Source organism: Streptomyces sp. NPDC005898, from assembly GCF_040629635.1.
Taxonomy (GTDB): domain Bacteria; phylum Actinomycetota; class Actinomycetes; order Streptomycetales; family Streptomycetaceae; genus Streptomyces.
The window spans coordinates 173,141-185,621 of sequence record NZ_JBEXWC010000008.1; the positions used below are offsets into that span (position 1 = coordinate 173,141).

General features: G+C 72.0%; 12 protein-coding genes and 1 pseudogene. 2 read left to right on the top strand and 11 right to left on the bottom strand.

The features are described 5' to 3' along the window. Positions 1-36 precede the first annotated feature (36 nt). The gene (locus tag ABZ385_RS14120; RefSeq protein ID WP_358577241.1) at positions 37-591 is read right to left on the bottom strand and encodes an NADH-quinone oxidoreductase subunit B family protein; all 555 of its coding nucleotides are present in this window, start codon (positions 589-591) and stop codon (positions 37-39) included. A 21-nt stretch (positions 592-612) separates the two neighbouring features. Continuing rightward, complete coding sequence (locus ABZ385_RS14125; protein ID WP_358577239.1) at positions 613-972, bottom strand: NADH-quinone oxidoreductase subunit A; 360 nt, start codon at positions 970-972, stop codon at positions 613-615. Positions 973-1,800: 828 nt separating this feature from the next. Between ABZ385_RS14125 and ABZ385_RS14130 the strand changes: the two genes are divergently transcribed. Beyond that, positions 1,801-2,640: a C40 family peptidase gene (locus ABZ385_RS14130; protein ID WP_358577237.1), complete on the top strand. Its 840-nt coding sequence runs from the start codon at positions 1,801-1,803 to the stop codon at positions 2,638-2,640. A 95-nt stretch (positions 2,641-2,735) separates the two neighbouring features. Here the strand turns inward: ABZ385_RS14130 and ABZ385_RS14135 are convergent, their stop codons facing one another. The 3 genes from ABZ385_RS14135 to ABZ385_RS14145 are packed head-to-tail and all read right to left on the bottom strand — an operon-like array spanning position 2,736 to position 5,149. After that, positions 2,736-3,071: a putative quinol monooxygenase gene (locus ABZ385_RS14135; protein ID WP_358577234.1), complete on the bottom strand. Its 336-nt coding sequence runs from the start codon at positions 3,069-3,071 to the stop codon at positions 2,736-2,738. A 48-nt stretch (positions 3,072-3,119) separates the two neighbouring features. Next, positions 3,120-3,866: an IclR family transcriptional regulator C-terminal domain-containing protein gene (locus tag ABZ385_RS14140; protein WP_358911462.1), complete on the bottom strand. Its 747-nt coding sequence runs from the start codon at positions 3,864-3,866 to the stop codon at positions 3,120-3,122. Further along, positions 3,863-5,149 carry a geranylgeranyl reductase family protein gene (locus tag ABZ385_RS14145; RefSeq protein ID WP_358577228.1) on the bottom strand — a complete coding sequence of 429 codons (1,287 nt, stop codon included), beginning with the start codon at positions 5,147-5,149 and terminating at the stop codon, positions 3,863-3,865. Before ABZ385_RS14145 ends, ABZ385_RS14140 begins: the two co-directional genes overlap by 4 nt. A 118-nt stretch (positions 5,150-5,267) precedes the next feature. Here ABZ385_RS14145 and ABZ385_RS14150 point away from each other — a divergent pair, with 118 nt between their 5' ends. Further along, the gene (locus ABZ385_RS14150; protein ID WP_358911565.1) at positions 5,268-5,825 is read left to right on the top strand and encodes a GNAT family N-acetyltransferase; all 558 of its coding nucleotides are present in this window, start codon (positions 5,268-5,270) and stop codon (positions 5,823-5,825) included. 27 nt (positions 5,826-5,852) lie between these two features. Here the strand turns inward: ABZ385_RS14150 and ABZ385_RS14155 are convergent, their stop codons facing one another. The 6 genes and pseudogenes from ABZ385_RS14155 to ABZ385_RS14180 all read right to left on the bottom strand — a co-directional run bounded on the left by ABZ385_RS14155 (position 5,853) and on the right by ABZ385_RS14180 (position 12,409). After that, positions 5,853-8,507 carry a hypothetical protein gene (locus ABZ385_RS14155; protein WP_358911574.1) on the bottom strand — a complete coding sequence of 885 codons (2,655 nt, stop codon included), beginning with the start codon at positions 8,505-8,507 and terminating at the stop codon, positions 5,853-5,855. An 84-nt stretch (positions 8,508-8,591) separates the two neighbouring features. Continuing rightward, positions 8,592-8,660: pseudogene (locus tag ABZ385_RS14160) on the bottom strand (zinc-ribbon domain-containing protein); the annotation flags it as partial. Between the two features lie 172 nt (positions 8,661-8,832). Continuing rightward, positions 8,833-9,528, bottom strand: coding sequence for a demethylmenaquinone methyltransferase (locus tag ABZ385_RS14165; protein WP_358577226.1), 696 nt, complete (start codon positions 9,526-9,528; stop codon positions 8,833-8,835). Between the two features lie 275 nt (positions 9,529-9,803). Then, complete coding sequence (locus ABZ385_RS14170; RefSeq protein WP_358577223.1) at positions 9,804-10,403, bottom strand: hypothetical protein; 600 nt, start codon at positions 10,401-10,403, stop codon at positions 9,804-9,806. Positions 10,404-10,410: 7 nt separating this feature from the next. Continuing rightward, positions 10,411-11,610 carry a cyclic dehypoxanthinyl futalosine synthase gene (gene mqnC, locus ABZ385_RS14175; protein ID WP_358577221.1) on the bottom strand — a complete coding sequence of 400 codons (1,200 nt, stop codon included), beginning with the start codon at positions 11,608-11,610 and terminating at the stop codon, positions 10,411-10,413. A gap of 73 nt (positions 11,611-11,683) precedes the next feature. After that, positions 11,684-12,409 (bottom strand): A24 family peptidase, encoded by a 726-nt coding sequence (locus tag ABZ385_RS14180; protein ID WP_358911464.1) that lies wholly within the window; start codon positions 12,407-12,409, stop codon positions 11,684-11,686. Positions 12,410-12,481 lie beyond the last annotated feature (72 nt).

Below are 12,481 nucleotides of genomic sequence, written 5' to 3' on the forward strand. Positions count from 1 at the left end.
CGCCCTTGCCGTTCGGGCGCTCGTCGTGCGCGTCGCTCACCGCAGCAGCCCCTTCATCTCGATGGTGGGGAGGGCCTTGAGGGCCGCCTCCTCCGCCTCGCGGGCCGCCTCTTGCGCGTTCACGCCGAGCTTGCCGCCCTGGATCTTCTGGTGGAGCTTGAGGATCGCGTCCATCAGCATCTCGGGGCGGGGCGGACAACCGGGCAAATAGATGTCGACGGGGACGACATGGTCCACACCCTGCACAATCGCGTAATTGTTGAACATCCCGCCCGATGAGGCGCAAACCCCCATCGAGATCACCCACTTGGGGTTGGGCATCTGGTCGTAGACCTGCCGCAGGACCGGCGCCATCTTCTGGCTCACCCGGCCCGCCACGATCATCAGATCCGCCTGGCGCGGTGAACCGCGGAAGACCTCCATGCCGAAGCGCGCCAGGTCGTACCGCCCCGCGCCGGTCGTCATCATCTCGATGGCGCAGCAGGCGAGGCCGAACGTGGCGGGGAAGACGGACGACTTGCGCACCCAGCCGGCCGCTTGTTCGACGGTGGTCAGCAGAAAACCGCTCGGCAGTTTCTCTTCGAGTCCCATGCTCTTTGGCCCCTCAGACCTTTAGTCCCATTCCAGGCCGCCGCGCCGCCATACGTACGCGTACGCGACGAAGACGGTGAGCACGAAGAGCAGCATCTCCACGAGCCCGAAAATCCCCAGCGCGTCGAAGGTGACGGCCCAGGGGTAGAGGAAGACGATCTCGATGTCGAAGACGATGAAGAGCATCGCCGTCAGGTAGTACTTGATGGGGAATCGCCCACCCCCGGCCGGCGTCGGCGTCGGCTCGATACCGCACTCATAGGCCTCTAGCTTCGCGCGGTTGTACCGCTTTGGACCGATAAGCGCGGCCATGACCACGGAGAAGATCGCAAAGCCTGCCCCGAGGGCTCCCAGCACGAGGATGGGCGCATAGGCGTTCACGCTCCTCGCTCCTCTCAGTCGGCACTGACTGTTGGCGGTTGCGTCGGACCGAGCCCGGGCCCCACGAAGATCGCTCTCATGTGAAGCAGGTCACAAGCCCAACTGCCCCGCATCTTATGCCCGGCGGTCTGTGATCTGCGACACGGGGTGCGCCAACAGCTTTGTGATCTCCACCACCTGACGAAGGATCATGAAGTCGGATGAGCGGTGATCTTCGTACGCGAAGCACCTGAGTGATCACCAGAGGTGACATCTCGGCGTGTTACCGCTGGTCGAAGAGGTGTCGCACTATCAAGCCATGGCCGGTTCAGGCAAATTGGCGCTGGGCACGCTCACTTGATAAAGGCGCCCCGTTCACACTTTGGCGGCAGAGATGGGGACGGAAGTGGACACGTGCACCGATTCACGAACGGAGCGCCGACCGGTCCCGGGACCGGCACCCGTCGCCGGTCCGTCCGCGCACCCGCCGACGCGTCGCGCCGGGTTCGAAATCCCCGCACCGGGCAGTCGAAAAGTACGGGAGATCTCAGGGAGGTCTCGGCAAGATCTCAGGGAGATCCCCGAGGGGCTCTCCCTGTGACCTGCGCCACAACAGCCCCACGCCAAATCAAGCGGGCTTGGCCAACGGTCTCAACCGGTGGTAGACCGAGGGCAATTCGGGCGTATCTCAGAAAACCCATGATCACAGGCGTGATCGGCCGTGTCCGCATTGCCCGTTACGGCGTCAATAAGAAGCGACACGCCCGGGATTCAAGCCCGCGAGCGGCAACTGTGGCGCAGCACACGTTTCTTGATGGGAACCACAAGTCCCTGGTACCGGTTGTTCCCATGTCCCACACCGCTCACATACCCAGCCACCGGAAGCCCCGTCGCAGCGCCTCCAAGATCGCCCTGCGCGCCGGAGTTGCCGGTGGCGTCCTCAGCACCCTGGCAGTGGCCGCGGCGGCCGGTACGGCGAACGCGGCCGAGCCGGTGTCCGAGACCATCGAAATGCCCACGCTCACCACCGATCTGTCCGCGCAGATCGCGCAGTCGGCGGACGCCACCCAGCAGGCCGCCGACACCTACGAGTCGCACGCCGAGCGGGACGCCGCCGCCGCCAAGGCCGCCAAGCAGGCCCGCGCCGACCAGGCGCAGGCCGAGCAGAAGGCCGAGGCCAAGCGCAAGGCCGACGCCGCCGCGAAGAAGAAGGCCGAGCAGGAGCGCGCCTCGCGCGCCACCGAGCGCACCACGCTCTCCACCCAGACGACGTCCGGCGGCGGTTCCGCCGCCGCCACCTCCGCGTCCGCCTCTGACTCGGCCGCCCCGGCCAGCGGCAGCGTCGGCACGGTCATCAGCTTCCTCAAGGCGCAGCTCGGCGACGCGTACGTGATGGGCGCCTCGGGCCCGAACGCCTGGGACTGCTCCAGCCTGGTGCAGGCCGCGTTCAAGCAGGCGGGCGTGGACCTTCCGCGCGTCTCGCAGGACCAGTCGGTCGCCGGCACGCCGGTCTCGCTCTCCAACGTCCAGGTGGGCGACATCCTTTACTGGGGTGGCGCGGGCTCCGCGTACCACGTGGGCGTGTACATCGGCAACGGCCAGTACCTCGACGCCGCCAACCCCAGCAAGGGCGTCGTCATCCAGGATCTGTCGGGTTACCCGGCGTCGGGTGCCGTGCGCGTCCTCTGACGGCCCCTTGGAGCCACGTACGAAGGGCCGGAACCCCCCGGTGGGGTTCCGGCCCTTCGCGCGCCCTCAGACGGCCGTACAGCCGTTCCAGTGGCCTACGGCCGGCCGTTCTTCGGTGTCAGCTCCGCCATCAGCGACCAGTCGTCGCCCGGAACCTGCGTGTTCACGATCCGCGGGACCTCCGCGACGGCCTCGGCCATCGCCTCCATGCCGGCCTTGAAGTGCTCCGACTCCACGTGCGCGGTGCCGGCCTCGGGCGAGGCGAACGCCTCCAGCAGGACGAACTGGTGGGGGTCGTCGACGCTGCGCGACCACTCGAAGAACAGGTTGCCCGGCTCGGCGCGCGTGGCGCGGGTGAAGGCGGCGGTCCGCTCCAGCCAGGTGTCGGCGTGCTCCGGGCGGACGGTGAACTTGACGGCGATGAAGATCATGGACCCAGCGTCCGCCCGCCCACCGACCCCGGCAACCGGAGCCGCCCGCTATTCCGACGCTGCCGGAAAACCGTGCCGCGCGGCACGGGTGAGGACCCGCGCCAACTCCGAGCGCCGCCCGCGGAAGCGCGCCGTCGGCAGCGAGACCGAAAGCGCCCGCGTGCCGTCCCCGAGGGGTACCGCCACGCAGGTGTACGCCGGGTCCGTCTCCCCCACCGACACCGCGACGCCCGCCGCCCGCACCCGGCGCAGCTCGGCCTCGAAGCGGTCCGGGCTCGTGATGGTGTGCTCGGTCAGCCGGGGCAGGCCGTGCTCGTCGAGGTAGCGGCGCCTGGCCGGCCGGCCCAGTGAGGCGAGCAGCACCTTGCCGTGGGCGGTGGCGTGTGCGCCCTGGTCGAGACCGACCTCGAACGGGTCGGCGGCGTCGGCCGTGACGGCCGTGGTGCTGTCGACCACCGCGATCCGTCCGCCGCGGCGCACGCTGAGATAGGCGTGGGCGCCGACGGCCCGGCGCACCCCGAGCAACAGCCCCCGGGTGCCCGCGTCGATGCCCGCGTGCCGCTGGAACGACCGGTACAGGGCGGGCACCCGCGGCCCCAGGACGTAGCCGGCGCCGGTGCGGGCGACGTGCCCGCGCGCGGTCAGCGGGGCCAGCAGGTGGTAGACCGTCGAGAGGGCGCAGCCCAGTTCGCCCGCGAGCGACTTGGCGCCGACCGGCTCCGGGGAGCGGGCGATCGCCTCCAGGAGGTCGAGCGCGCGGTCCACCGATGCCGGTCCGCCGTGCACGCCGTTCACGCCTTCGGCGCCACCTTGCTCAGTCCGTTGATGATGCGGTCCATGGCGTCGCCGCCCGTCGGGTCCGTGAGGTTCGCCAGCATCTTCAGCGTGAACTTCATCAGGACGGGGTGCGTCAGACCGCGCTGCGCGGCGATCTTCATGATCTTCGGGTTGCCGATGAGCTTCACGAAGGCGCGGCCCAGCGTGTAGTAGCCGCCGTAGGTGTCCTTGAGGATCTGCGGGTAGTTCTGGAGGGCCAGTTCGCGCTGGGCGGGGGTGGCACGCGCGTGTGCCTGCACGATGACGTCGGCGGCCAGCTGCCCGGACTCCATGGCGTACGCGATGCCCTCGCCGTTGAACGGGTTGACGAGGCCGCCCGCGTCGCCCACCAGGAGCAGCCCCTTGGTGTAGTGCGGCTGGCGGTTGAAGGCCATCGGCAGGGCCGCGCCCCGGATCGGCATCGTCATGTTGTCCGGGGTGTACCCCCAGTCCTCGGGCATCGAGGCGCACCAGGCCTTGAGGACCTCACGCCAGTCCAGTTCGCGGAAGGCCTTGGAGGAGTTGAGGATGCCGAGGCCGACGTTCGACGTGCCGTCGCCCATGCCGAAGATCCAGCCGTAGCCGGGCAGGAGCCGGTCCGCGCCGGGCCCGCGGCGGTCCCACAGCTCCAGCCAGGACTCCAGGTAGTCGTCGTCGTGGCGGGGCGAGGTGAAGTAGGTGCGCACGGCCACGCCCATCGGGCGGTCCTCGCGGCGGTGCAGGCCCATGGCCAGCGAGATCCGCGAGGAGTTGCCATCGGCCGCGACGACCAGCGGCGCGTGGAAGGTGACCGGGGTCTTCTCCTCGCCGAGCTTGGCGTGCACGCCGGTGACGCGGCCGGTGCGGTCGTCGATGATCGGCTCGCCGACGTTGCACCGCTCGTGGAGCCGGGCGCCGGCCTTCTGCGCCTGCCGGGCGAGCTGCTCGTCGAAGTCGTCGCGCTTGCGGACGAGGCCGTAGTCGGGGTACGAGGCCAGCTCGGGCCAGTCCAGCTGGAGCCGCATGCCTCCGCCGATGATGCGCAGGCCCTTGTTCCGCAGCCAGCCCGCCTCTTCGGAGATGTCGATGCCCATGGACACCAGCTGCTTGGTGGCGCGCGGGGTGAGCCCGTCACCGCAGACCTTCTCGCGCGGGAACGCGGTCTTCTCCAGGAGGAGGACGTCGAGCCCGGCCTTCGCCAGGTAGTACGCCGTCGTCGAACCGGCGGGCCCGGCTCCGACGACGATGACGTCCGCTGAGTGTTCGGAGAGGGGCTCGGTCACGGCGGGTTCTCCCCAAGGCTCGAAATCTGTGTGCCGACCGGCACGGGATATGGGCAGTCTATGAGGCGGTAGCGACCAGCCAGCCGAAGGGCCACACGTGACCGAGCAGACCGACACCCTGCCGACCGGACAGCTTCCCGCCGCCCGGCCTTCCGCCGCACGCCCGCCCGCCGTGCGGCTGCGGGTCCCGACCCACGAGGACGCCTTCGCCTGGCACCGGCTCTTCCGCGACCCCGAGGTCATGGAGTTCCACGGGGGCGCGCCCGCGGAGCTGTCCGTGTACGAGGAGCTGACCGCCCGGCAGCGCAGACACGACGCCGAACTGGGGTACTGCCTGTGGACCCTGCTGGACGAGGCCGGTGAGCCCGTCGGCTTCACGGGCGCCCAGCCCTGGACCCGGCCGTGGGGGCCGGTCGGGGAGACCGAGATCGGCTGGCGGCTGGGGCGCGCGGCCTGGGGCAAGGGGTACGCGACCGCCGCCGCCACCCTCACCGTCGAACGGCTGCGCGAGCGGGGGGTGCCGAGCGTGGTGGCGATGGTCGACGCCGGCAACGAACGTTCCGTCGCGGTGACCCGGCGGCTCGGCATGGAGCTGGGCGAGACCTTCACCACGCCCCCGCCGCCCGAGGGCGAGGGGGCGCGGCGCGTGGCGTACTGCTTCCGGCTCACGCTGTAGCGCGGCGGGGCGCGGCCGGGGCGGGGGTCAGTCCCCCGTGAGCCGCCAGGTCCGCAGCGCCGTCCGGTGCGTCTGGGCACCCTCGCCCGCGGACCAGAAGTCCTCGCGCCAGGACAGCTGGATGGCGTACTCGGTGCCGTTCTCGGCGATGTAGCTCTGGTTGAGGGCGTGGATCGTGCGGCCCACCTCGTCGGTGTAGGTGTACTCCCACAGGGCGCCGTCCCGCCCCCGGAAGGTGTTCCGCTCCAGCTGGATCCGCCGGTAGTCCGACTTGTCCGAGGCGGACTTGGTGTGATCCTCGATGTTCGTGAAGTTCTCGTACGAGGTGTAGGGCGCGTCCACGACGACGCCGACGAGGAACTGCTCGCGCCCGGTCGGGTCCGCGTACGTGATCTGCCCCGGCCGCTCCGGGTTCACGGTCTGCCGCGTCCAGCCCGTCGGGACCGCGAAGGAGAACCCCTCGGAGTCGGTCACCCGTTCGGAGCCCGCGGGGACCTCGCTGTCCTCGCCGCCCCCGGAGGCCTCGGTGTCCGAGCTGTCGCTCGACTCGGGGCCCGGGGGTTCCTGCGAGACGACCGAGCTGGGTTCCTGGCTCGGCTCCCCCGAACGACTGGCGGCGGGCTTGCCGTTCTTGCCCGCGTCGCCCGCCTTGTCGTCGGCGTTGTCCTGCCAGATCAGGATCCCGGCCGTGGCGCCCCCGCCGATGACGAAGGCGGCGGCGAGCGTCCCCGCCCAGACCCCGGCGCGCCCACGGCGCTTGGGCTCGGCGGGCGCCTGCTGCGGACCGATGTGGACGGCCTGGGGGGTGTACGCGGGGTACAGGGCGGGCGGGGTGTGGGTGCCGGGGGTCGGTGTGCCGGGGCCGGGGTTGCCGGGGGCCGGTGTGCCGGGGGCCGGTGTGCCAGGAGCCGGTGTGCCGTGGGCGCGCTGGGTGACGTAGGCGGCGGCTTCGGCGGGAGTGAGTTCGCGGGGGGTGGTGCCGGCGGAACCGGACTCGGTGGAACCGGCCCCGGCGGAACCGGAGGATGCGGGTCCGCCGGTCTCGGGCTCGCCGGTCGCGGGCTCGGCGGCTCCGGACGACCCGGACTCGGCCCCGGTGGGCGTGGCGCCCATGGCCGCGACCCCTACCGGCACGTCTGCGGCAACCGCGTCCCCCGTAGGGGCGATCCCCGCAGGGGCGGCGTACGGCGGCGCTCCGGGGGCGTACGCGGGCGCGGCCACAGCCGTCGGCCGGCCCGTCATCCTCAGCAGGTACGGCCCGAGCAGCGTCGCCGCGAAGACCCACAGCAGGCCGAACAGCAGTACCTCGGGGACGTCGAGTCCGACCTCCACACCGCCGTTGCCGCTGAGACCGCCGAAGCCCGAGCCGCCGGCGGCCGCCGAGCCCGACGCCTCGACGCCGATCCCGCCGGCCCCGGCGAGCAGCAGGACGAGCCCGAAGAAGAGCGCGGCGGACAGCAGTTGCTCGCCCCGGCTCGCACAGCGCCGCGCGGCGAGCACGCCGATCGTCAGCGCGCAGACCAGGCCGAGCGCCAACGCGCCCACGATCGCCCAGTCGTTGGTGACGTCACCCAGCTCGGAGAGGCCGAAGGACCGGCTCTCGTGCCCGCCGCCGTACAGCGAGCTGCTGCCCCGCACCGACGCCTGCGCGCCCGCTCCCCAGCCGATGCCGAGCGCGGCGACGGCGAGGTTCGGCAGGAGGAGCAGGGCGATCAGGAGCGGTGAGACGTCGGTGTCGTCGAGGTCGGTCGCCCGGTCCAGGTCGTCGATCTGGGCCAGGCTGACGAAGGCGACGAGCGAGCAGAGCACGAGGACGACCACCAGGGCGCGCAGCGCGGTGCCCGCGGCGCGGGCGACCAACCGCGCGCCGGGGTGCGCGGGGAACCCTTGCAGCACCGCGCAGGAGACGACGAGCGTGAGCACCAGCGCGCCGAGCGCGGCGAGCGCCGGGGACGACGACAGTTCGATGCCCTCGATCTCGGGCTGCGCGAAGAGCGCGAGCGCCAGGACGCCCACGGTCACCAACAGCGTGACGCGCAGGGCCGCTTCCAGGCCCGCCGTGCCCCCGCCGTGCCCGCCGTGGCCCCGCGCGGCGAGGCAGCCCCGCAGGACGCGTACGCCGATGAACAGCGCCAGGAGCCACAGCACGGTCACGGTGAGCGGGACGAAGTGCAGGGAGGCGGTGCCTTCGAACACGGACCCGGAGGAGTCCGAGCCGAGTCCGCCCGAACCGAACCCGCCACTCGAACCGAACCCGCCGCCCGAACCGAATCCGCCGCCCGAGCCGAGACCGTCGGAGCCGGGACCGTCGGAGCCGAGGTCGCTGGAGCCGAGGCTGCCCGAGCCGGTGCCGTTCGACCCGCCGAAGCCGGGACCCCGCTCACTGCCCGTCAGTTCAAAGCCGCCGCCCACCGATTGGAGGAGCAGCGCCAGACCGACCCGCAGCCGGGCGACGAACCCGACGACCACCGCGTCCTCTTGGCCGTACGAGGGGATGGCGATGCCGATGGCGCCGATGAGCAGCAGCGCGAGGGGCCAGAGCGCGGCCTGCGCGGCACCGGCCCAGTCGCCGCGGAACGTACGCCCGAGGAAGGCGCCGACGGGCGAGGGCCCGGCGGGCGCGTGCGCGGGGGTGTGGGCGGGAGTGAGCGCGGGGGTGTGGGCGGGCGGAGGCGGCGACACCGGTACTGCGGGAACTCCGTCTTCCGGGGTCTCGGTCGAGGCGGGCGGTTCCTTCGGTGCCGACGGCTCCGGGGGGCGTTCCTTGCCGCACTTCATGCAGAAGCGGGCCTCATCGGGGGCAGATGCCCCACAGTGCGGGCAGTACGACGCCATCAAACGCTCCGTCACAGTCCAGGAGATCACCCGCGAGCGGGAAGGACCGACCCTATAAGAACCAGATAAGTTCCGGCACGGGTCGTATCAACGGACACATCTTGCCCCGTGGCCGGTTCCCCGCCGGCCCAGATGCGCGTTCTCCACTCAAGCGTTACGGAGCGCTTGTCGTTCAGGCCTGCTTGTATCCCCGGTGCAGCGCCACGACGCCGCCCGTCAGGTTCCGCCAGGCGACCTTCGACCAGCCCGCGTCGCGCAGCCGGGCGGCGAGCGCGGGCTGGTCGGGCCAGGAGCGGATCGACTCGGCGAGGTACACGTACGCGTCCGGGTTGGACGAGACGGCGCGGGCGACCGGCGGCAGGGCGCGCATCAGGTACTCGGTGTAGACCGTCCTGAACGGCGCCCAGGTCGGGCTGGAGAACTCGCAGATCACGACGCGTCCGCCGGGCCTCGTCACGCGGTACAGCTCGCGCAGGGCCGCGTCGGTGTCCTGGATGTTGCGCAGCCCGAAGGAGATGGTGACGGCGTCGAAGGTGTCGTCCTTGAACGGCAGCCGCGTCCCGTCGCCGGCCGTGAACGGCATCCAGGGGTGGCGTGCCTTGCCGACCCGGAGCATGCCGAGGGAGAAGTCGCAGGGCACGACGTACGCGCCGGCGCGGGCGAAGGGCTGGGAGGAGGTGGCGGTACCGGCGGCGAGGTCGAGGACCTTCTGCGCGGGGCGCGCGTCGACGGCCTTGGCGACCTCCTTGCGCCAGAGGCGGGCCTGGCCGAGGGAGAGCACGTCGTTGGTGAGGTCGTATCGCTCCGCGACGTCGTCGAACATCGTGGCGACTTCGTGCGGCTGCTTGTCCAGGGTGGCTCGGGTCACCCGGCCCATTGTGTCAGGCCGGTCTTCTTCCCCTGGCGGGGGCGGCGCCGTGGGGAGCCGGGGGCTCTTGGCGGTGCGGGCGCGTTGTGGTTGCTCGCGCCGTTCCTCGCGCCCCTTGGGGGGGGTGGTCGTGCGTTCTCAGGTGCGGGTGCGTTGGGGTTGCTCGCGCCGTTCCTCGCGCCCCTTGGGGGGGTGGCTGTGCGTTCCCGGGTGCGGGTCCGTCGTCGTTGCTCGCGCCGTTCCCCGCGCCCCTTGGGGGGTGGGGGCGGGGTGGGTCAGGTTGTTCTGTGGAGTAGGCGGCCGGCGAGGATCGTTGCCGCGCAGGTTGCCGCGCCCTGCTCCACCAGGGCTTGGCGGTCGGGGACGTCGAAGACGGCGAAGCGGGCGGGGGCGCCCGGCTGCAAGGGGGGCAGCAGGACCAGCGGGGTCGGGGAGAGGGACGGGGGGCCCGCGAGGTGGGGCGGGCGGGCGGCCATCGCCAGGCCGGCCCTGCGGACCGCGTCCAGGACGGGGCGGGCCCGCAGCTCGCCCGCGAGGGCCACCGTGCCGTGCGCGAGGAGCCGCTGCACCCCGCGCCGCGCGCTCGCGCCGAGCCGGGCCGGGTCCTTGCGGAACAGCGCCTTCGCCCGCTCGCCGCCGATCGGCTCGGTGCCCAGCCACCCGGCCTCGCGCGGATCGGGGTGGTAGGTGGCCTCCAGCAGCTCGGGCCCGTAGGGGTTGAGCAGGCCCGGCGTGAGGATGCCGGGCCAGCGGCGGACCCGGGCGGCGGGACGCGCGGCGGCCAGCTCCTCGTACGGCCCGACGGCGGCGACGCTCGCCCCCTCGACCAGGACCGCCGTCTCCGGCGTGCCCTCGGCGACGTGAAGTGTCAGCAAGGCGGCCTCAGTTGGTGGCGAGGAGCTTCAGCTCGGGATGTGCCGTGCCGCCCTCGATCGCGGTGGACGAGATGTGCGAGGCGACGCGGTCGTCGACCGGGTCGTTCGCCGGGTCGTCGTGGACGACGAGGTGCTCGTACGTGGTGGCGCGCTGGGCCGGCACCCGGTCCGCCGTGCGGATCATGTCGATCATCTCGCGCAGGTTCGAGCGGTGCTTGGCCCCCGCCGAGGAGACGACGTTCTCCTCCAGCATCACCGAGCCGAGGTCGTCCGCGCCGTAGTGCAGCGTCAGCTGGCCGGCCTCCTTGCCGGTGGTCAGCCAGGAGCCCTGGATGTGCGCGACGTTGTCCAGGAAGATCCGCGCGATGGCGATCATGCGGATGTACTCGAAGATCGTCGCCTGCGTACGGCCCTTGAGGTGGTTGTTCTCGGGCTGGTACGTGTACGGGATGAAGGCCCGGAAGCCCCCGGTCCGGTCCTGCACGTCGCGGATCATCCGCAGGTGCTCGATGCGCTCGGCGTTGGTCTCGCCCGTCCCCATGAGCATCGTGGAGGTGGACTCCACGCCGAGGTTGTGGGCGATCTCCATGATCTCCAGCCAGCGCTCGCCGCTCTCCTTGAGCGGGGCGATGGCCTTGCGCGGCCGCTCCGGCAGCAGCTCGGCGCCGGCGCCCGCGAAGGAGTCGAGGCCGGCGGCGTTGATCCGCTGGATGGCCTCCTCTACGGGGACCTTCGAGATGCGGGCCATGTGCTCGACCTCGGACGCGCCGAGGGAGTGGATGACCAGCTGCGGGAAGTTCTCCTTGATCGCCGCGAAGTGCTTCTCGTAGTACTCGACGCCGTAGTCGGGGTGGTGCCCGCCCTGGAACATGACCTGCGTGCCGCCCAGCTCGACGGTCTCCGCGCAGCGGCGCAGGATGTCGTCGAGGTCGCGGCTCCACCCCTTCTTGGTGTCCTTCGGGGCGGCGTAGAAGGCGCAGAACTTGCAGGCCGTCACGCAGACGTTCGTGTAGTTGATGTTCCGCTCGATGATGTACGTCGCGATGTGCTCCGTACCGGCGTAGCGGCGGCGGCGCACGGCGTCGGCGGCGGCGCCGAGCGCGTGCAGCGGGGCGTCCCGGTAGAGGGCGAGCGCCTCCTCGGGGGTGATCCGGCCACCTGCGGCGGCACGGTCGAGGACGGACTGAAGGTCGGCCTTCTCGGTCACCGGGGCGTCCCTTTCGTAAGGGTTGTGGACGGACTGCCAGCCAGCGTACGCCAGCCCCCGAGAGCCCCCGACGTCAGGCGGAGTACGCCCCGAGCAGCACTCCCACGAAGGCGCCGCCGATCAGGAAGGGGCCGAAGGGGATCGCGGTCCTGCGCCCGGCGCGGCGGGCGGCGACGAGCCCGATGCCGTACAGCGAGGCGAGGACGAACCCGGCGAAGGTCCCGAGGAGCAGCACCCCCCACCCGTACCAGCCGAGCACCGCGCCCAGCGCGAGGGCGAGCTTCACGTCGCCGAAGCCCATGCCGCCGGGGTTGACGAGGAAGAGCACGAAGTACGCGCCGGCCAGCGCGAACGCCCCGTGGAGCGCGCCGGTCCACTCCCCCGCGTGCTCGGGCAGCAGCGCCGCGCCCCCCAGCAGCGCGAGCGCCGCCCCGGCGAGCGGCAGGGTCACTACGTCGGGCAGCCGGTGCACCCGGAAGTCGACCACGGCCAGCAGCACGCCGACGGGCGCCAGCAGCAGCCACGCGCCCAGTTCGGGGCGAGCGCCGGTGGCGGCGGCGAGGGCCGCGCAGACGATCGCGGTGGCGGCGGCGAGGGTGGCGGTGCGGGGCCCGTACCACTCCCCGTCCGCCCCGCACCTGGCGAGCCCCAGCCACCCCCCTAGGGGGTGTCCCTCGGGGCACGCACGGCGCCGGCTCTCCTCGGGCGGGACGGAGAGCCGGTAGGCGGCGCGGGGGACGAGGGCGCCGGCGACAACGCCCCAGAGCGCGCCGCCGAGGACGGCGAGGAGAGCGACCAAGACGTTCACCTGTTCGACGCGGGTTCACGGGCGGTGGGTGGGAGACATCCGCCGCGAAGCGGCGGTTCCAGA